Origin of the sequence: Wolbachia endosymbiont (group A) of Limnophora tigrina (assembly GCF_964263225.1) — a bacterium.
Classification (GTDB): domain Bacteria; phylum Pseudomonadota; class Alphaproteobacteria; order Rickettsiales; family Anaplasmataceae; genus Wolbachia.
Map to the genome: position 1 here is coordinate 1,407,795 of NZ_OZ181654.1, position 22,455 is coordinate 1,430,249.

The 22,455-nt window shown below is 35.0% G+C and carries 15 protein-coding genes; 12 read left to right on the plus strand and 3 right to left on the minus strand.

The window, feature by feature from the left end; all coding sequences use genetic code 11:
• Positions 1-15: 15 nt before the first annotated feature.
• The 11 genes from putA (at position 16) to uvrC (ending at position 16,724) form a co-directional block, all read left to right on the plus strand.
• Positions 16-3,156 carry a bifunctional proline dehydrogenase/L-glutamate gamma-semialdehyde dehydrogenase PutA gene (gene putA / locus ACE38P_RS06655; RefSeq protein ID WP_374699731.1) on the plus strand — a complete coding sequence of 1,047 codons (3,141 nt, stop codon included), beginning with the start codon at positions 16-18 and terminating at the stop codon, positions 3,154-3,156.
• Positions 3,157-3,322: 166 nt separating this feature from the next.
• The gene (locus ACE38P_RS06660) at positions 3,323-3,964 is read left to right on the plus strand and encodes a protocatechuate 3,4-dioxygenase (RefSeq protein ID WP_064085711.1); all 642 of its coding nucleotides are present in this window, start codon (positions 3,323-3,325) and stop codon (positions 3,962-3,964) included.
• 96 nt (positions 3,965-4,060) lie between these two features.
• Complete coding sequence (locus ACE38P_RS06665) at positions 4,061-5,557, plus strand: leucyl aminopeptidase (RefSeq protein WP_264376176.1); 1,497 nt, start codon at positions 4,061-4,063, stop codon at positions 5,555-5,557.
• A gap of 257 nt (positions 5,558-5,814) precedes the next feature.
• On the plus strand, positions 5,815-6,027 hold the full coding sequence (locus ACE38P_RS06670; RefSeq protein ID WP_006279675.1) for a hypothetical protein: 213 nt from the start codon (positions 5,815-5,817) through the stop codon (positions 6,025-6,027).
• A 5-nt stretch (positions 6,028-6,032) separates the two neighbouring features.
• Positions 6,033-8,081: an NADH-quinone oxidoreductase subunit NuoG gene (gene nuoG / locus ACE38P_RS06675; RefSeq protein WP_374699732.1), complete on the plus strand. Its 2,049-nt coding sequence runs from the start codon at positions 6,033-6,035 to the stop codon at positions 8,079-8,081.
• A 416-nt stretch (positions 8,082-8,497) separates the two neighbouring features.
• On the plus strand, positions 8,498-9,523 hold the full coding sequence (nuoH, locus tag ACE38P_RS06680; protein ID WP_374699733.1) for an NADH-quinone oxidoreductase subunit NuoH: 1,026 nt from the start codon (positions 8,498-8,500) through the stop codon (positions 9,521-9,523).
• The gene (gene hemB, locus ACE38P_RS06685; RefSeq protein ID WP_374699734.1) at positions 9,516-10,514 is read left to right on the plus strand and encodes a porphobilinogen synthase; all 999 of its coding nucleotides are present in this window, start codon (positions 9,516-9,518) and stop codon (positions 10,512-10,514) included. The genes nuoH and hemB overlap by 8 nt, the downstream gene beginning before the upstream one ends.
• Positions 10,515-11,168: 654 nt before the next feature.
• Positions 11,169-11,927, plus strand: coding sequence for a phosphatidylglycerophosphatase (locus ACE38P_RS06690; protein ID WP_374699735.1), 759 nt, complete (start codon positions 11,169-11,171; stop codon positions 11,925-11,927).
• A 44-nt stretch (positions 11,928-11,971) separates the two neighbouring features.
• Positions 11,972-12,811 (plus strand): glycine--tRNA ligase subunit alpha, encoded by an 840-nt coding sequence (locus ACE38P_RS06695; RefSeq protein WP_374699736.1) that lies wholly within the window; start codon positions 11,972-11,974, stop codon positions 12,809-12,811.
• Between the two features lie 3 nt (positions 12,812-12,814).
• Positions 12,815-14,923 (plus strand): glycine--tRNA ligase subunit beta, encoded by a 2,109-nt coding sequence (gene glyS / locus ACE38P_RS06700; protein ID WP_374699737.1) that lies wholly within the window; start codon positions 12,815-12,817, stop codon positions 14,921-14,923.
• The gene (uvrC, locus tag ACE38P_RS06705; protein ID WP_374699738.1) at positions 14,907-16,724 is read left to right on the plus strand and encodes an excinuclease ABC subunit UvrC; all 1,818 of its coding nucleotides are present in this window, start codon (positions 14,907-14,909) and stop codon (positions 16,722-16,724) included. The genes glyS and uvrC overlap by 17 nt, the downstream gene beginning before the upstream one ends.
• Positions 16,725-16,735: 11 nt before the next feature.
• Here uvrC and ACE38P_RS06710 read toward each other — a convergent pair whose 3' ends face one another.
• Positions 16,736-17,227: a Smr/MutS family protein gene (locus ACE38P_RS06710; RefSeq protein ID WP_029237658.1), complete on the minus strand. Its 492-nt coding sequence runs from the start codon at positions 17,225-17,227 to the stop codon at positions 16,736-16,738.
• Between the two features lie 92 nt (positions 17,228-17,319).
• Here ACE38P_RS06710 and rlmB point away from each other — a divergent pair, with 92 nt between their 5' ends.
• Positions 17,320-18,087 (plus strand): 23S rRNA (guanosine(2251)-2'-O)-methyltransferase RlmB, encoded by a 768-nt coding sequence (gene rlmB / locus ACE38P_RS06715; protein WP_264375947.1) that lies wholly within the window; start codon positions 17,320-17,322, stop codon positions 18,085-18,087.
• Positions 18,088-18,177: 90 nt separating this feature from the next.
• Here the strand turns inward: rlmB and ACE38P_RS06720 are convergent, their stop codons facing one another.
• Together ACE38P_RS06720 and ACE38P_RS06725 are read right to left on the minus strand one after the other, a co-directional pair.
• Positions 18,178-18,687 carry a hypothetical protein gene (locus ACE38P_RS06720; RefSeq protein ID WP_374699739.1) on the minus strand — a complete coding sequence of 170 codons (510 nt, stop codon included), beginning with the start codon at positions 18,685-18,687 and terminating at the stop codon, positions 18,178-18,180.
• Between the two features lie 299 nt (positions 18,688-18,986).
• Positions 18,987-22,451 (minus strand): peptidase M2, encoded by a 3,465-nt coding sequence (locus tag ACE38P_RS06725; RefSeq protein WP_374699740.1) that lies wholly within the window; start codon positions 22,449-22,451, stop codon positions 18,987-18,989.
• Positions 22,452-22,455 lie beyond the last annotated feature (4 nt).

Genomic DNA, 22,455 nt, shown 5'->3' on the forward strand with positions numbered 1-22,455 from the left:
GTTTTATAGATAATTATGATTAGCTCTATACAAGAACCTAATGAACTCAGAAAACGTTTACAAGGATTTTATCGTACTGATGAAAAAAGCTGTGTACGTTATCTTGTAGAAAAAGTAGAACTTTCGGTTGATTCGAAAAACAGAATTTACAATATTGCAAAACAAGTTATTGAAAAAATCAAACACAATAAATTAAGTATTGTAGATTCCTTTATGCAGCAATATTCGCTTTCCAATGATGAAGGAATAGCATTGATGTGCCTTGCTGAATCGCTACTTAGAATACCAGATGATTACACAATAGACGAATTGATCAAAGATAAAATTACCAACCAAGAATGGAATAAACACTTGGGGCGTTCCTCTTCATTGTTTGTTAATGCTTCCACATGGAGCTTGATGATAGGTAGCAGTATATTGAGAGATAATGAAGGCGATTCGAAGTTCTATTACGCAATTTCTAAGTTACTTAAGAATTTAGGAGAACCGATCATTCGCAAAGCAGTAAAACAAGCAATGTCTATGCTTGGCAATCATTTTGTTGTTGGAGAAACCATAGAAGAAGCTTTAAGATATGCAAAACTAGATGACAATAGTAAGTTTTTATACTCTTTTGATATGCTTGGCGAAGCTGCTCACACAGCTGAAGATGCAGAAGAGTGTTTTGATTCATACATGCACTCAATAAAAGCTATAGGTGCAACTACTGAAGTGAATGATTGTTTTAAATCCCATGGAATTTCAATAAAACTTTCTGCTTTGCACCCACGTTATGAATTTGGTCAATTTGACCGAATTGCTGGTGAGATATTTACTAGGGTTTTAGAGCTCTGTCGTGAAGCAAAAAAATACAACATTTCACTATGCATAGATGCAGAAGAATCAGAAAGACTTGAGATGTCATTAGTTTTATTCGAGCAACTGCGTCTTGATGAGTCACTTTCTCAGTGGGGAGGGCTTGGCTTGGCTGTACAAGCATATCAAAAACGTGCTTTATCTGTGCTTGATTTTGTTGAGGATGTTGCTATCCGATCAAAGCATAAAATTATGGTGAGGCTTGTGAAAGGTGCATATTGGGACTCAGAAATCAAGTGTGCACAAGAGCTAGGGTTAAGTGGTTATTCAATATTTACAAGAAAAAGCTATACTGATGTATGCTACCTTGCGTGTGCACAGAAGCTTTTAAGCAAAGTAAATCACTTTTACCCATGCTTTGGAACTCATAATGCCTATACTTTTGCTACTATAATAGAGCTTGCTGACAAAGATCATCCTGGATTTGAGTTTCAGCGTTTACACGGAATGGGTGAGGATTTATATGATTATGCAATGTCAGAACTTGCAACAAGCATCAGCTGTCGTATATATGCACCAGTTGGTAAACGTAGTGATTTATTACCATATCTTGTTAAGCGTCTTCTTGAAAATGGAGCTAATAGTTCGTTCGTCAATCAAATAAATGATCCTAACGTTAAAATTGAAGAATTAGTCTCGGATCCATTAGAAAAAGCTAAAAGTTTAGAATATGAACCTCATCAAAACATTCCATTGCCACAAGATATTTTTGGAGAGGAAAGAAAAAACTCCTTGGGGATGGATATTAGTGATTCAATTACAGTTTCGCAATTTGCAAATGATATAAAAAAATTTAGTGAAAAGAAATGGCAAGTTGGGCCAATAATTGATGGAAAGGCACTACTTGATAGTGCTGAATTTATCGAAGTAGTAAATCCTGCACATTTGGAAAATGTAATTGGAGAAGTGTCAAGTACAACAAGCGCTCAGGCTTTAAATGCTCTTGAAATAGCACATAGTGCTTTTACTAAGTGGCAGAATATTTCAGCAGAAGAGCGCGCTAAATGCCTTGAAAAAGCTGCAGATTTGCTTGAGGAAAGGATGAAAGAGTTGGTTTACATTCTGATCTTGGAAGCAGGAAAAATTTTATCCGATGCAATAGCAGAAGTAAGAGAGGCAATCGACTTTTTGCGCTATTATGCAATGATAGCAAAAAACGAACTGAATGACTGGAAAAAATTGCCAGGTCCAACAGGTGAAGATAACTTCATCTTTTTTGAGGGCAGAGGAGTTTTCTTATGCATATCACCGTGGAATTTTCCACTTGCTATCTTCATTGGGCAGGTTTCAGCTGCACTTGTAGCAGGTAATGCAGTGCTGGCAAAACCGGCAGAGCAAACGCCGATTATTGCCTATGAAGCCGTTAAGATACTACACGAAGCTGGAATACCAAAAAATGTATTACATCTTGTTCCAGGAGATGGTCGATATTTAGGTAAAATATTAGTGCCAGATAATAGAATTTCCGGTGTAGCTTTTACCGGCTCAACACAGACCGCTCAAATAATTAATAGAATGCTTGCCAGCAGAGATGGTCCTATTGTGCCACTTATCGCTGAAACTGGTGGATTAAATGCTATGATTGTTGATAGTTCTGCTCTTTTAGAGCAGGTAACTAAGGATGTTTTAATTTCTGCATTTCGCAGTGGCGGTCAACGTTGTTCTGCTCTCAGAGTGCTATTTATTCAAGAAGATATAGCAGAAAAACAGATAAAAATGATATGCAATGCAGCTCAAGAACTAAAGATAGGTGACCCAATACAACTGAGCACAGATATTGGTCCAATAATTGACAAAGCATCTATTGATATGCTCACTAAACATACGGAAAAAATATCAAGGGATGAAGATTCAAACCTTTTGTCCAAGGTACCCATGGATACAAATTCTTATAATGGTTATTTCTTTCCTCCGTACATTTATGAGATACAAAAAATTTCGCAATTAAAGCAAGAAGTGTTTGGGCCTATTTTACATATCATACGTTTTAATAAGTCGCAGTTAAATGAAGTTATAAGTGATATAAACAATACAGGATATGGACTTACGTTTTCTTTGCAAAGCCGTGTACAAAGTAAGATCGATTTAATAAGCAAGAAAATATCAGTTGGAAATGTATACATCAATCGCAATCAAATAGGTGCAGCAGTTGGAATGCAACCATTTGGCGGTAGAGGACTGTCAGGTACCGGACCAAAAGCTGGTGGTCCTAATTATCTGCAACGTTTTTCTATAGAAAAGGTTGTAAGTGTCAACACTACAGCATGTGGCGGTAACATTACACTTGCGTGTTTGGATTGATTTGCAATTTCTAAATTGGAAGTCCGTGCAGTTGTGTATGCAGTACTAAAACCTAAAACTCATACACTGAAAGGATAGTTGTGATTCTAAGGAGGATTCAAAGAAAGTCTTGTCTTTAATAAAAGAAAAAGGTTGCTATAATTCTGATAAAAGCACTATAAACAAAATGAATGTAAAAAATATCTTATTAGCGTTTTTAGTACAATTTATATTCGATTTGTCATTATTTGCGGCTGATCCTATTTTGCTTAATTGTATTGAAACTCCAGGGATTTATGATCTTGAAACAAGGCCAAAAAGCTTTAACTCTTCAAATAATTTAAGAAGAAAACCTGGCTCTCCAAATAATGCAGCAGGAGAATTAATAAATGTAGTGGGTAGAGTTACTGATGTAAATTGCTTACCGATACAAAATGCTGTGGTTTCTATATGGCACGCAGACTCACTTGGCATGAGCTATTATGATGAAAATGTGGAGCTTGATCCAAATTTTGCTGGATCAGGAAGATTTGTAGTAAATAACCTTGGCTATTATAATTTTATTACAATAGTACCAGGTAAAATTGGTGATAGGGCTCCACACATCAACTTTTTGGTCCAACATCCAGATTTTCCAGAATTCACAACACAAATGTTTTTTGCTGATCATAATTGCGATAACTGTGATGATCTTCTTCTTGGTAATCTTATTGAGAGTGGACTTGCAAGCCTTCTGATAGCACCATTTACTTATAACAATCAGGCCATGAAGACCTACACATTTAATATAACCCTAGGTGGGCATAACAAATTTTCTGATAAAAGATAAAGCCCTTGCATATCAGGGGAGTTCATAGTAGTCTTAAGCGCTATTGTACTTAAAATGTATATGAAAAATATCTTACTAATGTTTTTACTATGTTTTATGTGCAGCTTACAATTATTTGCAACGGAGATGTCAACGATGAAGATAACAATTTCTAAAGCTTTACCCGATTTTGAGACGCTAGTGGTAGGTTTGTTTGAGGGTGATAAGCTCATAACTAATGTTCTACAAGATAAGCAAGCTATAGATAACATCAAGAAATTTAGTGGTTTTAATGGAGGTTTTGGTGAATTTTTCTCCGTTACTTCATCAGAGGGAAAAAATATTATAGTTGCTGGTCTTGGAATGAGAGATGAATGGGATGAAAGCAAAGGATTAAATATTGGTGGTAAAATATATTGTGAGCTAAGCAGATTAAGAATCAAGCGAGCAGCTATTTCAATCGAGGGCAGTACAGCAAATGTTGCATATGGAGCATTTCTGCGCAGTTTCAAGTTTAATAAGTATAAAACTAAAAAGGATGAAAAAATTACAGAAGTAGAGGAAATTACATTATTAGTAAAAGATGAACAGTTAAGTAGCATTGAAAAATCATTTGAGCGTTTAAAACACGAAGGTGAAGGTATCTTTCTTGCACGTGCTTTTACTACTGAGCCACCTAATATTTTATATCCAGAGTCTTACGCTAATCGTATAAAAGCTGAACTTACTAAACTTGGTCTTGAGGTTGAAGTGCTTGATAAAAAGCAAATGGAAGAGAAAAAAATGGGAGCCCTGCTTGGAGTAGCACAAGGAAGTAGTAAAGAGCCAAAGTTAGTGGTGATAAAATGGAATGGGGCTTCTCAAGAACAAAAACCAATAGCTTTTATAGGCAAGGGTATAACGTTTGACACTGGTGGAGTGTCACTTAAACCCTCACGCGGTATGGAGTCAATGAAATATGACATGGCAGGTTCTGCTACTGTAGTTGGAGTGATGCATACTCTAGCTGGGCGAAAAGCAAAAGTAAATGCAATTGGTGTGGTTGCACTTGCAGAAAATGCAGTGGATGGTAATGCTCAAAGACCGAGCGATGTAGTCACTTCAATGTCTGGACAAACAATAGAAATATTAAATACCGATGCAGAGGGAAGACTAATACTTGCGGATGCTTTATGGTATACACAAGATAGATTTGCACCGAAATTTATGATCGACCTTGCAACTTTAACTGGTGCTATAGTGGTTGCACTGGGAAGTAATGAATATGCTGGTCTTTTTTCAAATAACGATGAATTAGCGAATCATCTGATTGATGCAGGAAATGAAGTAAATGAGAAATTATGGCGCTTTCCTATGAATGAAACTTATAACAAAATTATTGATTCGCCGATTGCTGATGTGCAAAATATAGCTCCTGCAGGTTCTGGTGGAGATAGTATAATGGCTGCACAGTTTCTACAGCGTTTTGTAAACGACACTTGTTGGGCACATTTAGACATTGCAGGCACTGCTTGGCACGAAAAAGGCACTGATATTTCTCCAAGAGGGGCAGTAGGTTTCGGTGTAAGGTTGCTAAATAAGTTGGTTGAGAAGTACTATGAGATTAATAATTAAGGATCTTTGTATTGAGTTTATAGCTTAATTTACGGCTACATGAATGTCTGTTTATAAGACGTAGAAAATGATATCATCAAAGTAACTTACATTTTCTTTTTTGGGGATTCTAAAGTTACACACTTGAGCAGCATCAAGAGAAAGTATTTTGTTCAAATGATGATTGTAATGATGGACTATTAAAACTTTAAAGCTATTTGGTATTGACGGTATATACTTAAGTGTTAGAATAAAATAGGAAGTTTTTAGGAGTTTATATGGCAGCAGGCGGAAAAGCGAAAACAGCTAGTAAAAATAACCCTACTCAGCGTAAGAAAGCAGAACAAAAAATGTATAAGGATAAACCGGTAAAGCCGGTTAGATATATAGACCGTGATTCACGTATGAACTATATGTCTGCTCAATACGATAACGGCAATCTAGTTGAAGATGAGGTAAGCGGCAATCCTATAAAGTGGGAAGCTGTATAGTAGTTGTGGTTAAAGTTACTATTAATTCTAAGGAATGTGAAGTAGAGCATGGGCTCACTATAATTCAAGCTTGTGAAGTTGTGGGCGTTGAAGTTCCGCGGTTTTGTTATCATGAGCGTTTAGCAATTGCTGGTAACTGCAGAATGTGTTTGGTTGAAGTTGAGGGTGGCCCTCCAAAACCAGTAGCTTCTTGTGCAATGCCAGTTGCAGAGGGTATGGTTATTCACACGGATACTCCCAAGGTAAAAAAGGCGCGTGAAGGTGTGCTTGAGTTTTTGCTAATAAACCACCCGCTTGATTGCCCAATTTGTGATCAAGGTGGTGAATGCGATTTGCAAGATATCACGATGGCTTATGGTAAAGGAATCAGCAGACTTGATGAATATAAGAGGGCTGTGCCAAAAAAACATTTTGGTCCGCTGATTGAAACTGCAATGAACAGGTGTATTCATTGCACTCGGTGTGTTAGATTTTTGTCTGATGTTGCAGGTACAAATGAACTTGGAGGAATTGGAAGGGGAGAAAATATAGAGATTAGTACTTACATAAAAAGGCATATTAGCTCTGAATTATCTGGGAATATTATAGATCTTTGCCCGGTGGGAGCTTTAACTTCAAAGCCCTATTCTTTTACAGCACGTCCATGGGAGCTATCACATTGTGAAACTATAGATGTGCTAGATGCTGTGGGAAGTAATATTAGAGTTGATTGTCGTGGTCCTGAAGTTATGCGAATATTGCCAAGACTCAATGAAGAAGTGAACGAAGAATGGATATCAGACAAAACTCGTTTTGCTTACGATGGACTCAAAGTACAACGCCTCGATCGACCTTATATAAAAAAAGAGGGCAAATTAATTCCAGTTGATTGGAATGAAGCATTGGCTTTTGCTGCAAAGAAACTAAAGAGTACGAAATCAAACAAAATAGCTGCAATTGCAGGTGATTTAGCAGATTGTGAGTCTATGCTTCTACTCAAAGAAGTGATGCAGAAGCTTGGTTCGGGGAATATAGACTGCAGGCAAGATGGTGCAAATCTTATATCAAGTAATCGTGGATCTTATGTGTTCAATACCACTATTCAGGGTATAGAAAGTGCAGATTTATGCTTGCTAATCAATACGAATCCAAGGATAGAAGCACCAATAATTAACGCAAGATTGAGAAAGAGATATTTACAAGGTAATTTCACTATTGCAAATATTGGTCCTAATCTTGAATATCTATATAATGTTGAAAGATTAGGTGATGGTCCAAACGTTCTAAAAGAAATAGAAGAGGGAAATCACAAATTCTGCGAGTTACTGAGTGCGGCTCAGAACCCTATGCTAATTATCGGTCAAGATGCATTAATAAGAGATGATTCTGAATCAGTTTTAGCTCTAGCTGGCAAAATTGCAGAAAAATTTAACATGATCAGAGATGACTGGAATGGCTTTAACGTACTGCATAAGGCTGCAGCAAGGGTTGGTGGACTCGATATTGGATTTGTTCCTAGCAAAGGTGGAAAAGACATTAATCAGATGCTAAAACAGGCAGAAAGTGGCGAGGTGGAAGTTGTTTATCTTCTTGGTGCAGATGAAATTGATACATCAAAATTAGAAAATACATTTGTAATTTATCAAGGCCACCATGGTGATAGGGGAGCGCATATAGCAGATGTCATTCTACCTGGAGCTGCATACACAGAAAAATATGCAACTTATGTAAATACTGAAGGGCGAGTACAGAGAACAAATTTAGCTGTTTTTCCTCCTGGTGAAGCAAAGGAAGATTGGTTGATTATTAAAAATTTATCCCAATATTTGAGCCTTTCCTTGTTATATGATAGTTTATTTGATGTGAGAAAAAAATTAGATACTATCGGTCCACAGTTTAGAAGTGTTGATCAAGTGGTAAAAAATACATGGGTACCAATCAGCAATGGTAAAATAAATTTAAGTAATACGCCTTTTACTTTAAAGGAGTGTAATTTTTATATGAAAGACTCAATAGGTCGTGCTTCAAAAATAATGGCAGATTGTACTAAGGATTTTTATGAACACTCTACTTAATATTTTATTTATTCTAACACCATTATTACTAATAATTCTGGTATATTTTCAACGAAAATTAAACTCTATATTTTTGTGTAAAGAACAAAATACATTAGAAAAACAGTTCGTTTATAAGCTAGTTGATTTTATCAATGATATTATTGCACTATTTACGGAAGGATATGTATGGATGGCAATAACATTTATTATAGTTACCGAGGGAAGAGGGAATTATTTGCCTCTCACAATGATCTTAATTATGATGTCACTAGTGTCATTCATATGCATATCATTTTACTATTCTATTAAGCTAAATGCTGTACAGAAAAGTGTTGTCCTATTGATTTCAATAGGGACATTGTCTTTTGTGTCTAGAGCATTTGCTGTATTTTTTATTGCCACAATTATGAACTATTTTTTTGATTTAGGGTTGCATGTACTTGATATTTGATATTCTTTTTCTTCTTATTCCACTTTTGCTTTCAGTAGCATATTTAGTGTACTTTGAGCGTAAAGTTATTGGTGCAATTCAACTAAGGCATGGTCCAAGTGTAGTAGGGCCATTTGGGCTACTACAGCCATTTGCAGATGCTATCAAATTGATAATTAAAGAGCCGATAATACCATTTAGAGCAAACACCATACTGTTTATTATGGCTCCAATGCTCACCTTTATTTTAGCATTAATTTCCTGGGCAGTTATACCATTTGGAGCTGAAATAATTACAGAAAATGGACAGCAGGTAATAATCCCTAAGGTAATATCAAATATTAATGTTGGAGTGCTTTATGTGCTAGCTATATCCTCTTTGGGAATATATGGCATTATTATTGCAGGCTGGTCTAGTAATTCTAATTATGCATTTCTTGGCGCTATAAGGTCAGCTGCTCAAATGATTTCATATGAAGTTTCAATAGGTCTAATAGTTGCTACAGTTGTTATTACAACTGGCACATTAAATCTTGGAGAGATGGTGGTAGCGAAACATAATATGCCATTTTGGATTGATTTATTACTAATGCCTATAGGAATAATATTTTTTATTTCTTTGCTTGCCGAAACTAATCGTCACCCATTTGACTTACCAGAAGCTGAAGCAGAGCTCGTCTCTGGGTATAACGTCGAGTATTCATCAATGCCTTTTGCTCTCTTTTTCTTGGGAGAATATGCAAATATGATTTTAGCAAGCGCTATGATGACAATATTCTTTCTAGGAGGGTGGTATCCTCCATTAGAGCTTAGTTTGCTGTATAAAATTCCTAGTTTAATCTGGTTTGTTTTGAAGATAGTTGTACTTTTGTTTATATTTGTTTGGATTAGAGCTACAATACCTCGTTATCGTTATGATCAATTAATGCGTCTTGGTTGGAAAGTATTTTTGCCAATATCGGTATTTTGGGTAATACTCATTTCAGGAGTGTTGCTTTTTACTGGGAATTTGCCTGGATCCAATGTTTAATTTCCCAAATACAAGGTTAAGGCGTAGGCGCTCAGGCAAGTGGATTCGCAATTTAACAAGTGAAAGCACTTTATCAGTAAATGATTTGATTTTTCCCTTATTTGTTTATGACGGAGAAGAAACAATTGAGCCAATTTCTGGCTTACCTGATATCAAATGTTATTCAATAGATGGATTAATTTCTATAATTCAGAAAGCTAAGGACTCGGGGATTAATGCTGTTGCAATTTTTCCTGTAGTTGATAGTAAACTAAAATCTGAAAACGCCGAGGAAGCGTACAATCCTGACAATTTAATCTGTAAAGCAATTTGTGCTGTAAAATCAAATGTACCGGATATTGGCATTATTGCAGACATTGCACTAGACCCATACACTACTCACGGTCATGATGGCATTTTAAAAAGCAGTAGGATAGATGTAGAAAATGACGAGACTGTGTCAGCATTATGTAAGCAAGCACTTGTTTTAGCAAAAGCAGGATGCGATATAGTTGCTCCTTCTGATATGATGGATGGCAGGATAGGAAAAATAAGAAAAACATTGGATGATAATAACTTTCAGAATGTGTCAATATTGTCCTATGCAGTAAAGTACTGTTCTAGCTTCTATGCGCCGTTCAGGCAAGTTGTCGGTTCGTGCGCATCATCAAATTTCATCGACAAAAGTGGTTATCAAATGGATTATAGAAATGCACGTGAAGCAATCTGCGAAATCGAAATGGATATAGATGAAGGTGCAGATTTTATTATGATAAAGCCGGGTATGCCATACTTAGATGTAATAAAAACAGCAAGTGAAAAGTTTAATTTTCCGATTTTTGCTTACCAAGTAAGCGGTGAATACGCAATGATAAAAGCTGCAGCAAATAATGGCTGGCTGGATTATAACAGAGTGATTTATGAGTCCTTAATTGGTTTTAAACGTGCAGGTGCAAGTGCAATATTTACCTATGCTGCACTTGATGTTGCAAAAAATTTGGTATCTACTTAGCAGTGTGGAACATCTAAGTAGGTAGCTGGCCGAAGTGACTTGACAAACCTTCCCACTTTCCTTATCATATCAATAAAAGTATTTATCCTTGTTTTTAATCTCTGCAGATTTAACAACAAAAATTCAGTAAAAAACTCAGGTATTTATTGGCAAATTACATAAAATTATAGCGGCTTTTTTTATTTTTTCTACGTTCAGCCAAATCGCGCTTGTTAGCACATTATTACAACGCCAATTTAAATTATAAAACTCGCTATAAGGGGGTTCTTTTGCCTTTTTTTATTTAGTAAATTTTTTAATATTTTGAATTAGCTATACATACTGACATCATATCACAGTGCGTGACACTGTGATCCAGAAAAACTAACCGCAAATTGAATCATAATAAAGACTAGATTCCAGCGTCATGAGCTGGAATGACATCAACTTTTGAATTCCAGTTATGCAAGAGATCTAATGACGCAAAGGGGCTACTTGAATGACAGGAAAAGGAGCACTGGGATAGAGGCACTAATATGAAGAAAGAAGGGATAACGGTTATTGGTAAATTTAGATCGTTTTTAACTATTTGCCTTTTTTCTATGCAAGAAGTGTATTGATAAGTCCATTACAATTCAGTATTGTGAAAAATATAAGTCAAGTGTTAGTTAGGACATGGGGATTTTTTTTCAATTTTTGGGTAAGGTGCTAGGCAAGGTTTTTCCTGCCAAAATAGTAAGCTCTTTTTTAGGAGTAGGATATTTACCGGGTTGGCAGCATTATTGGTCTTCTTTTCTAATATTATTTATTACCGACATTATATTAATGCTTACATACGGAGGTGATTTTATACTATATAAAATGCCGAATTCAGGCATAGTTGTAGCTGCTATTTTTACCAAGCTAGCAATAGTTATGTTAGTGCTGCAATTAGTTGGCATATCTATTTTTCATACTCAAGATCCTTCAGCCAGCAGTGATGAGAATATAGTAATACAAATAGCATCAGGACAGGTGATGACTGTTGCGTTTTCGATGCCGGCAATAATGTCAATTTATTATATTGTAAGTAAATTCTATTTAAGTATATGCAAGGCAATACTTCAATGTCCATTTTGGTTTAATGATCTTATGCATTTGTTCTTTTTCTTTATAATACCTTATTTATTTTTTAATATTGTAGAAGTAATAAAACCATGGCCGATAAGTACGATACAGCTTAGTTATAACAATGCAATATCAATCACATTTGAAGGGATTTTTCATGTGTTTTATGCAGTGATTTTATTGTACTTGATTGCATTTATATTCTGCGATCTGACTATGCATGATGCGATTGTTTTAAATAAAAGCATATTTGAGTATGTAAAAGAAAGTTCAATAGCCTTGAGTGACTATTTTCATGGCACTATTAAAAAAATAAGTATAGAATAGTACTTATTTGCTTATGTATTCAGTTTAAAAGATATACAGTTTGCGTGAATCTACAGGATATAATAAAGGGATTACAAGATTTTTGGGCAGATGAAGGGTGTACTATACTTCATCCATATACGTCTGAAGTTGGGGCTGGAACACTACATCCCGCAACAATCATGTCAGCGATTGACGAAAAATCAACAAAAATTGCGTATCTACAACCAGTAATCAGACCTGCAGACGGACGCTATGGCGACAACCCTAATCGTTTATATCAGCATCATCAATACCAAGTTATAATAAAACCATCTGGCAGCAATTTGCAAGATATTTACTTAAATAGCTTAAAAGCTCTTGGTGTATCGACAAAAGAATATGATATTAAGTTTATTGAAGATGATTGGGAAAACCCAAGTGTTGGCGCATCCGGTCTTGGTTGGGAGGTTACATGCAACGGAATGGAAGTAACACAACTTACTTATATACAGCAAGTGGGAGGTATTGACTGCAGAATAATTCCTGGTGAAGTAGCATATGGGTTAGAGCGTTTAGCAATGTGCATACAGGGTGTAGATAATGTTTACGACATAATGTGGAACGGTAGCGGTGCAACTTATGGAGATATTTTTAAACAAAGAGAGCGAGAGTTTTCTTACCTGGCACTTGATTATTATGATACTAAAGTAGTACAACAGCAGTTTGAGGATACAGAAAAACTGTGTAAATTCCTTGTTGAAAAAGAATTGCCGATAGCAGCTTATGACCAATGTATTAAAACGAGCCATCTACTTAATCTACTTGATGCAAGAGGTGTGCTTGGTGTGAATGAACGTACAGGCTATATTAGTAGAGTGAGAGAGTTAACAAAAAAATGCTGTGAATTATATAGAGCAAAGTAGAATATGTTGTCACAATTATTGTTTGAATGTCTTTCAGAAGAAATTCCATCAAGAATGCAGAATTCATCTGCAGCTCAGGTTAAGAGCTATATCACTAATGCTTTTAGTAAAAATAATGTGAAATTTGCATCTATAGAAGTTTATGTGACTGCACGTCGCATTGCTCTTTTTATTGATGGCATAAGTGCTTTGGAGCTAAAAGATTCTAACAATGAGATTAAAGGACCAAGAGTTAATGCACCGAAAAGTGCTATCGAAGGTTTTTTGAGAAAAAATCGGAAAGGTGAAGAAGATTTACTCATTCGCAAAGTAAACGATGAAGATTTTTACTTCATTAAGAGAGAAAGCTGCTTATTTAACATCAACGGGTTTCTCAAAAATCAACTGGAGGAAATGCTAAAAAACTTTTCTTGGCCAAAGAGTATGAGATGGAGTGAAAGAAAAGAGAGATGGGTTAGGCCAATTAAAAATATTCTATGTATTTTAAATGACGAAATAATACCTATATCTTTTGCAGGGGTTACAGCATTCAACGTGACGTATGGTCATAGGTTTCTTTCAGGTGATGCAGTACTTACTGTTAAAACACCCAAAGACTATTTTGAATTGTTAGAAAAAAATAATGTCATTCTCCAGTTGGACAAAAGAAAGCAATTTATACTAGATCAGATTAATAAGTTTACAAAAGAGGAGAACTTACAACTTGAAAAAAATGATTATTTACTTAATGAATTGGCAGGGCTTATAGAGTGGCCAATAGTATTATTTGGTAAAGTAAAATCATCAGAATTACCGAAGGAAGTAATACTTAGTATAATTAATACGCAGCAAAAGTATCTTGCTTTAAGTGATGGACAGAAAATATCACATTTTGTTACTGTTGTAAATGTTAACAACAATGAAGTTGTCAAAGGCCATGAAAGAATATTAGAAGCACGTCTTGCTGATGCCCAGTTTTTGATATCTCAAGACAAGAAGGAAAACCTAGATTACTATGTCAAAAAATTGAGCTCTATTTCATTTCATGCTTCGCTCGGTAGCGTAGAAGAAAAAGTGAAGCGTATTATCGCTCTTTCAAAGTATGTAGCGATATTTATTCCACATGCTTCATTAATTAAAGTTGAACGTGCTGCATATTTAGCAAAGGCAGATCTTGCAACGTTGATAGTGAAAGAATTTCCGGGATTGCAAGGAGTAATGAGTGGATACTACGCTTCTTATTTTCAAGAGGATAAAGAAGTAGTGGAAGCTATAACTGAGCACTATAAGCCAATTGGATCGGACCAAGAATGCCCTAAATCTCCTACTGCGATTGCTGTAGCTATTGCAGACAAAATGGATAGTTTGGTTGGCTTAATTGCAGCAGGTGAGAAAATCTCTGGTTCGTATGATCAGTTTGGTTTGCGGAGAATGACAATTGGTATAATTAGAACAATACTTGAAAATAATTTGCATATTCCAATTAGATTGCTGATAGATAAGTCAGTATCTTTATGTTCAAGGCTTCTATTGAATAAAAATATAACTCCAGTTGATAAGCCAAGTGAAAAACAAATTTTAGAACTAGTATTTAAATTCTGCTTAGAAAGGTTCAAGATTATTTTAAAAAATAGAAATATAAGGCAAGATGTTGTAGATTCAATACTATATAAAGTCGATATTAATGATCTGCTGAAAGCGGAAAAGCAAACTGTGATATTGGATCGTTATCTTAGTACAAAAGAAGGTGAACAGGTTCTAAGCACTTATAAAAGAGCCAGTAACATGATGAGCAAAGTGAGAAAAAGTGATGGCACTACTTATAATGCATCTTACAGTAAGAAGTTTTTGATTGAAGATGAGGAGATTGCGCTATCAAATTGTGCTATAGCTGCTTGTAAAAACATCAAACAAGCGATAGAAAATAACGACTTTAATACAGCGCTTGATGAACTTGCTCGTTTTGCTCCGTTTATCAATCAATTTATGGACAGTGTAAAGATTAACTGTGATTCTAATGAGCTTAGAATAAACAGGTTATCTTTGCTTGCAAATGTTGTTTCTACCTTTCATTTAGTAGCAGAGTTTAACCTTATACAGGTTAAACAATTGATAAATGCTCAGGCAATATAAGGAACAAATCAAATCATCTCCACAATCCTGTGGCGTTTATAAGATGGTTGGAGATAAGAGTAAGGTTTTATACATTGGTAAAGCAAAAAACTTGAAGTCGAGATTATCCGACTACCTTCAATTCGAAAACCTTTCTGAACGAATCAGAGTAATGATCTTACAGGTTATTAAGGTTGAAATATTCATCACTGAGAATGAAATCGAAGCATTGCTTCTTGAAGCACAGTTAATAAAATCGTTAAAACCATCTTATAATATTTTGCTTAGGGATGGAAAATCTTATCCTTATATAACAATTTCTAAGCATGATTATCCAAGAATAGCGAAATATAGAGGTAAGTTTAAGAAGAATGAGTTTCATTACTACGGCCCTTTTCCATCTGCCGCTGCTGTTAAGAACACTATATTATCATTGCAAAAAGCTTTTCTCTTAAGAGTATGTTCAGATCAATATTTCTCTTCAACAAAAAGACCATGTCTTGAGTATCAAGTTAAGCGCTGTTCAGCACCATGCGTAGATAAAATTACAAAAGATGATTACTGCAAATCAGTAAAACAAGCACAAGATACTCTGCTAGGAAGGAATAAAGAAGTGCAAAGACAGCTATTTTCTACAATGGAAAAGTGCAGTAGGGAGATGAACTACGAGCTTGCTGCTGTCTATAGAGATCGATTGAAATTTCTTCAGCAAATTCAAATGCAGCCAATGGATTTTTCTTTTGAAGAAGATGCAGATTTCTTCAGCATTGTACGTGAGGCAGACTTAGCATGCATTGGTGTACTATCTTTCAGAGATAAAGGTAACTATGGAAGCATTCCTTACTTCATTGAGAATTGTAGTGATCATCCAAATGATGAAATTTTATCCACCTTTTTGGTCAATTTGTATAATCCAGTTAATACACCAACAGCGCAAATTTACGTTCCCGATTTTATTAAGGATAAGGAAATTATAGAGCAAGCACTTTATGCTCTTACTCAAAAATCAATAAAAGTTTTGTATGCGAAAAATAGTAAAGAGCGTGATTTGTTGAATTTTATTTACAATAATTCTAAGCATAGCCTAGAGCAGAAGCTTACTGATTATAGAAATAACCTAGAAAAGCTCGAAGAGCTTAGCAAAATCTTTTTGTTACCAAATATTCCAAAGCGTATCGAGGTTTATGATAATAGCCATATATCTGGAAATCAACAAGTTGGTGTGATGATTGTTGCAGGGCAGGAAGGTTTTTTAAAAAGTGAGTACAGAAAATTTACTATAAAAGAAGAAATTTCAGGTGATGACTATAAAATGATGAGAGAAGTGCTTACTAGACGTTTCTCTGGCAATATAAAAGACATCATTCCTGATTTTTTACTGATAGATGGTGGGCCAGGACATGTTTCCATAGTGCAGAATGTGTTGGAGATATTGAATATAAACGTTCCTTTTGCTTGTATGGCAAAAGGTCATGATCGTAACGCAGGAAATGAAAGATTTTATGTGCCGAGCAGAGAAGAATTTACTCTAGCAAGTGACAGCAAGGTCATGCTTTATTTACAATTGCTGCGTAATGAAGCTCACCGTTTTGCAATAACTTCGCACAGAAAAAAACGCGATAAACAGTTTTTTGCTTCACAATTAAGCAAAATATCTGGTGTTGGCAGTAAAAGAAAGAAGGCACTCATGTCTCATTTTGGTTCGGTAGAAAACATAAGCAAAGCTTCTCTAGCTGAAATTCAAAACGTACCTGGAATTAGTAAAGGTTTAGCAGAAATCATTCTTCAACACGTGAATTCTAAGAAAGGTACTCCTAAATAGGTACTCTAAAATTAACCTTTATTTCTTCTTAATAAGACATAAAAAGCTCCTTTGCCACCATGTTTTTTTATGGCTTGCTGATAGTATAAGATCATATTTCGAACTTTTGTATCATTCAACCACTTATTTAAGCTATTCTTTATAGTGTCTATTTTATCTGTACTATTACCATGCCCCGTAATTACCAATAAGCACCTATTCCTTGCTTGATAATTTTTGATAATAAAATCTATCAATTTACAATAAGCATCATCTATACTATAGCCATGCAAATCGAGTTTATCGCTTATAAAATATTTGCCCCTATCGATCTTTAATTTTGTATTGTAGTCAAGACAAAATGATGAATCACCATTATCAGTATTAAGAAAATTTTCTTGTAAGCCAGAGATACCTTTATCAATCATAGATTTTATATTTACTTTGTGATCAACTTTCAAAGTAACTTTTCCACATTCTATTGGCTTAACATTTTTTTGCCAATCTAACTCATCATCTGACATAAATTCATTAATTGAACTGCATAATTTTACAACAATATATAAACACAGTAAAATATTGCTTACTCTATAAAAATCTGATTTTTAATAATGAGATGAAATCATCAAAAGCTAATGAAAACTGTTGGATATATGGAAAGCACACTTGTATTTCAGCATTAAGAAACAAAAATAGGCGGTGTATAGAACTGTTAGTAACAGAAAATTTCTACAGAGAATTTGAGAAAGAAATTAAACAATGTGCAGATAGTAAGGGCATTAAAGCTCGACTGGTAGAGAACAAAATGTTCAATGATGTTTTACCCAAAGGTGTAAATCACCAAGGAATTGCTTTAAAAGTTACTCCTATTTTTCACAGCTTAAATATTGAAGAAATAGCTGAAAGATCAGGTGAAAACTCTACTATAGTCATTTTAGATCAAATTACTGATACACACAATATAGGGTCGATTTTAAGAACCTCAGCTTGTTTCAACATTGATGCATTGGTTTTACCGTATCACCATTCACCGAGCGAAAATGCATCTATCGCAAAAGCAGCAAGTGGAGCACTGGATATTGTCCCTCTAATATACGTTACAAACATAGTAAAAACTATGGAGTCTCTAAAGAAGATAGGCTACTGGTGTTATGGGTTTGATTGCAATGCCAAGGAAAATATAGATGAAATAAAGAACTTTGGGGAAAAAAGAGTAATTGTTTTTGGTTCTGAAGAGAAAGGAATGCGGAGACTAGTTAAAGAAAGTTGTGATTATCTTTTAAAAATCCCAATGTCAAACGTAATTGATAGTCTAAATGTTTCAAACGCAGCAGCAATAGGACTATATTCCATCTACATTAAAACAAAAATAACTGCAAATTAGTTGCAATAAAACAAGGATGTCATTCCAGTATGTGATACTGGAATGACAACAGTGAATGACATCTTGCGATGTCATTCACTAGCACTTACATTACCAATCCCAAGAAAGAGGTGAACTTGAATCTGTTGGAATCTCGAAGGATGGCTGTGACACTATCTCTTTTATCTCATTTTTAAGCCATTCGCTACCATCTTCTCCAGCTTCTTTAATAGCTTTCTTGAAACTGCTCTCTAGTACAGTTTTAGCAGCTGCAGTGACGTGACCATTACCATTTATAGCATTTCCTATTGTAGTTAACTTAATTAACTCATCGTTTAAGTCATCAGGCATCTTATCAGTCTTAGTTTTTATTGCATCTACATTAGTTCCAATACCTAATAATGTAGCAATTGCACCTCTAGTCATGAAGTTTGTTGCTGTAGCACTGTAATCTATTTCAGCAGCACCATTAGGTTCATACTTAAAAGTGTTGAAAACATTAGTAGCATTGTCTACACCAAAGGTATACTTATTCTGTGCAGCATCTTCATAAATTATGCTTTTAATGTTAGGGGATGGTACATTTGCTCCAGAGTTGTCTTTAAAAGTTAAACTAGCCATATCACTTTCCGTTAATTATAAAAACCATAATGTGCATGAAAATAATATAAATTCCGTAAATACTAGATTTTGCATAAGATTTCCTTGAAGCTTTTCGCTTCAGAATTCTTCTCTTGTGATCTAAGTATGTAGCAGACGATGTCATCCTAGTAGCCCCTTTGGTGTTATTCCAGTGCTTGACACTGGAATCCATTTTTCCATCATAAGAAACGTTGATTACTTTTATACTAGCAAATTTAACTGGATGCCAGTGTCTGGGCATTGGAATAACAAAAAGAGGGCAGGGCCCTCCTTGTATATTAGATATAGGCTGAGTTATGATCGTGATAAACGTGATCGCTTGCGCAGTCGAACATTTTCACAAAACCATTCTCTAGATAGAGATTATATTCATGATGTTGATCTAATAACTCAAAGTTATCTTGTGTTTCTAAGCTGAAGTGACTTGAATCTGATAGCAATTCGTAATTTGGATTATCTATTTTACTAATGCTGCTTATTACTTTGCCATTACCATTTGATATAGCCAAACTATAACTATCACCATCCTTCATTATTTTGATGGATACCTTATCTTCAGGTAACACTATAAGCTTTTTCGTGTCACTATCGTGAATTAGAAATTTGCCATCTTTAAAGTAATACTTGTCTTCCGGCAAAGCACCAATCTTATAATCCGATGTATGCAGTTTGTTCCAAAAATCTAACACAGATTGCTTGTCTGCTCCTTCTGCTCTATTATACAAGGCTTTCACATCATTATAATCTATGATTACATTTGCCTTATGCTTTCCTTCTACATCTCTATCATAGCTCTTTTCTATTTTCAAGATTGTGTCTTTCAACACTACCTGCTCTTTCTCCTCCACTGAAGCTGACCTTTTTGCCCTTGTTGGAATTTGTGGTTGATCAGACTGTATTTCACTATTGTCGTTTGATACAGTTCTCTCTTCAGCAACAACATTAGTAGTACTATGAACTTCTGTCTTAGTTTCACTTACTTGCCCTTTTAGACTTTCGGTTTGTTTCTCTTTTGTGAATATTCTCTGATAGTCCGTGTAGCCTCTGTTAGTATCGCCGATATCGCCACTGCCTTGATCAAAAGTTATTTTTTTGCTTCCATTTCCCATATTCTCAATTTCAACTTGAGGAGAAACAGATGCGAGGAAATCATTATAGCTGTAGTTATAATCAGCAGAAAAGAATATTTGCCCTTTGAAGTTATGGAAGTTATTAGATAACATTCCTATTTCTTCATCAGTATCACCATCAAATAGTTTTACTTTAGTGAAATATCTTTGATTGTTGATTCTCACTATTTCACCACTCGAGTTTCTTTGTATCTGATAATCATTTGGATCATGTTTAATGGTAAAAAGTTTACCAGGGGCATATTTTTCTAAGTTTATAAGGCCCACATTTATATGTTTATGAGAATAATCTCTCTTTTCATATTCATGTGCAAATACTGGGTCAATATATTTGTATTCGTCTGGTATGCTACTGTATTCTCTTCCTTCAGAATCAGATGGTGCTAATTTATATTGTCCATCTTTTTCCACCAATTTTAGGTGAGTAACATTGCCTGGCAATTGAAACCTTACGTTTTTTCCATGATCATGAATGAACAAGTTACTTTCATTTATAACTTCACCTCTTTCATTTTTCATCTCTTCAGTGATATAGAAGCCCATATTTTTGAATGCATGTAGATTTTCGCCTCCTTGCTTTACAACCGCTTCGTATACATCGTCGTCTTTTCTATCAGTCCCTTTATCATCCAATAATGTTCCTTTTTCTACGATTACGCCGCTTTCTCTTTGCTCATCAGAATATTGAGCATGCTTTGAATCCTGATGATTTAGAATTTTGGTCCCTCTAAGAAGCAGAGAATCTAAATCTTTTTGAATGTGTCCAGTGCTAGGATGCAACAATTCATTTTCATGTAAATGTGCTTCATCAAAGTATTCATCACGTTCAACTGTTCTGCCATCTATCAGAGAAGCTTTATAATGACCATTTTCTTTTGTAATAGCCATATAAGCACCACCGTCATATTGAGTATTCAAGTTGTGCAATATGTCCTCAAAAACAAAAGTTTCTTTAGTTTGACCTTCAACTTGCTTAAAAAAGCCCGATTCGCTCGACAACTCTCCAAGCTTTGTATTCCCATCATATATAGATAGTGCACCCATATCTCCGTGACCAAGAGCTTTGATAGAGAAAACTTTACCTTCTTGTGGATTAATATGAGCACCTCTGATTAGGTTTGGATCGATATTAACCATCTCTTCTAACATCTTTTCTACGTCAATGTTCTGAGTTTCTTTTACTTGTTTCAAGCCAGCGTTTATGGTTTTATCAAGCAAATCATCTTTCAGTTGTGTATATTTGTCCTGTGTAGCATTATATAATCTCTTATCTTCATTATGATAATTAGTGCTGGCTGAATTGCATTTTTCTACAAATTTCTCATAAGAGATCTCTCCTCTTTTGTATTGCTCGTATGCATCATGACGCTGTGTTTCTTCCTGTTCACGCAGGCTTTTCAACACATCATTATATTTTATATCCTTCTGCTTATCTAAGTCTTCTTTCCCATCATAGTAAGATTTTCTAAGATCTTCACCATGTTTTGATAATATCCTCAAAGCTTGCATTTTATACTCTTGACTGTTTTGATATTCATTACCTTGTTGATCAGAGTAAGTCAGCTTAACCTGCCCATCAGTAGTTTTTACTGCCTTTAAGAAATGATATTCCTTTGATATATCGAGGGTATCATTTGTTGCCCTATTAACAGCACGAGCATAATCGTAAAATGACACATGCTCTACAGCAGAGAAACTTCCAACGTTTTCTCCATCTATTTTTTCTATATTTGCTTTATAATACGATACATCTTTAATTTCTCCACCCACTATTTCTTGACCAGTTGCTATAAAATCTCCTTTTGTAACTTGCAAAGCGTTGAGATGTTCCATTGCAGTTTCTGTATCATTCTCAGCAAGCCAACTTTTGAAGTCAGCATCATGTCCTTTTATGTCTTTCAAGAAACTTTTTGATTCATCTGAGTTACCTTGACGTAAAGCATCTAGGTAGTCTCTTAATAAACTAGGATCTTTTTCCTGTAAGTACATTATCAACGCATGACCAGTTTTATACACTAAACTGTTTTCTTCACCATTGGCTGAGTATTGTAAATTTAAAATTCCACCTAGATCCAAATTTGCGGCTTCAGTTTTATCAATGCTTGACCCTTGAGCATTGAACTTGTGATCTGAATGATGTTCAAAGTAATCTGCAATTCCCTCCATTAATACTGTAGGTAGAGATTTTCCTCCTGTAGCCAAGTAAGTTAAACCATGTGCAAATTCATGCTGAAGGTTATGAACGCCACCTTGCTGATAGACATACATCTCAGCAAAAATATCAGCTTCTCCTTTGTAGTAACATTTACCACCTTCATCTCCAAGGTAAGAACCAAAACGTTCGCTTCCACCAAGGTGAGTGTAATCAGCCTTATCATCAAACACATAAATTTTGAATGTTTGTTCTGAGCTACCAGGCTCCAGCTTAAATGCATCTTTAAAATTAGTAGCTGTTTCTCTTATCTCACTTTCAATGTGAGCAACTTTACTTGCTCTTAAATCATGAGAATAAACTTCTACTTTAATATTTAAATCTTTAACTTCTATGATATGCTTATTGTTAAAGTATTTTTCTTTAGTTATATTTTTATTTATTTGTTGATTGATTGTCATAATT

Excerpts from the sequence above, each read along its gene's own strand:
- uvrC (WP_374699738.1), top strand. The coding sequence starts at position 14,907 with ATGCTCAGGCAATATAAGGAACAAATCAAATCATCTCCACAATCCTGT.
- ACE38P_RS06670 (WP_006279675.1), top strand. The coding sequence starts at position 5,815 with ATGGCAGCAGGCGGAAAAGCGAAAACAGCTAGTAAAAATAACCCTACT.
- ACE38P_RS06710 (WP_029237658.1), bottom strand. The coding sequence starts at position 17,227 with ATGTCAGATGATGAGTTAGATTGGCAAAAAAATGTTAAGCCAATAGAA.
- glyS (WP_374699737.1), top strand. The coding sequence starts at position 12,815 with ATGTTGTCACAATTATTGTTTGAATGTCTTTCAGAAGAAATTCCATCA.
- ACE38P_RS06660 (WP_064085711.1), top strand. The coding sequence starts at position 3,323 with ATGAATGTAAAAAATATCTTATTAGCGTTTTTAGTACAATTTATATTC.
- ACE38P_RS06690 (WP_374699735.1), top strand. The coding sequence starts at position 11,169 with ATGGGGATTTTTTTTCAATTTTTGGGTAAGGTGCTAGGCAAGGTTTTT.
- nuoH (WP_374699733.1), top strand. The coding sequence starts at position 8,498 with ATGTACTTGATATTTGATATTCTTTTTCTTCTTATTCCACTTTTGCTT.
- ACE38P_RS06725 (WP_374699740.1), bottom strand. The coding sequence starts at position 22,451 with ATGACAATCAATCAACAAATAAATAAAAATATAACTAAAGAAAAATAC.
- rlmB (WP_264375947.1), top strand. The coding sequence starts at position 17,320 with ATGAAATCATCAAAAGCTAATGAAAACTGTTGGATATATGGAAAGCAC.
- hemB (WP_374699734.1), top strand. The coding sequence starts at position 9,516 with ATGTTTAATTTCCCAAATACAAGGTTAAGGCGTAGGCGCTCAGGCAAG.
- ACE38P_RS06665 (WP_264376176.1), top strand. The coding sequence starts at position 4,061 with ATGTGCAGCTTACAATTATTTGCAACGGAGATGTCAACGATGAAGATA.
- putA (WP_374699731.1), top strand. The coding sequence starts at position 16 with ATGATTAGCTCTATACAAGAACCTAATGAACTCAGAAAACGTTTACAA.
- ACE38P_RS06720 (WP_374699739.1), bottom strand. The coding sequence starts at position 18,687 with ATGGCTAGTTTAACTTTTAAAGACAACTCTGGAGCAAATGTACCATCC.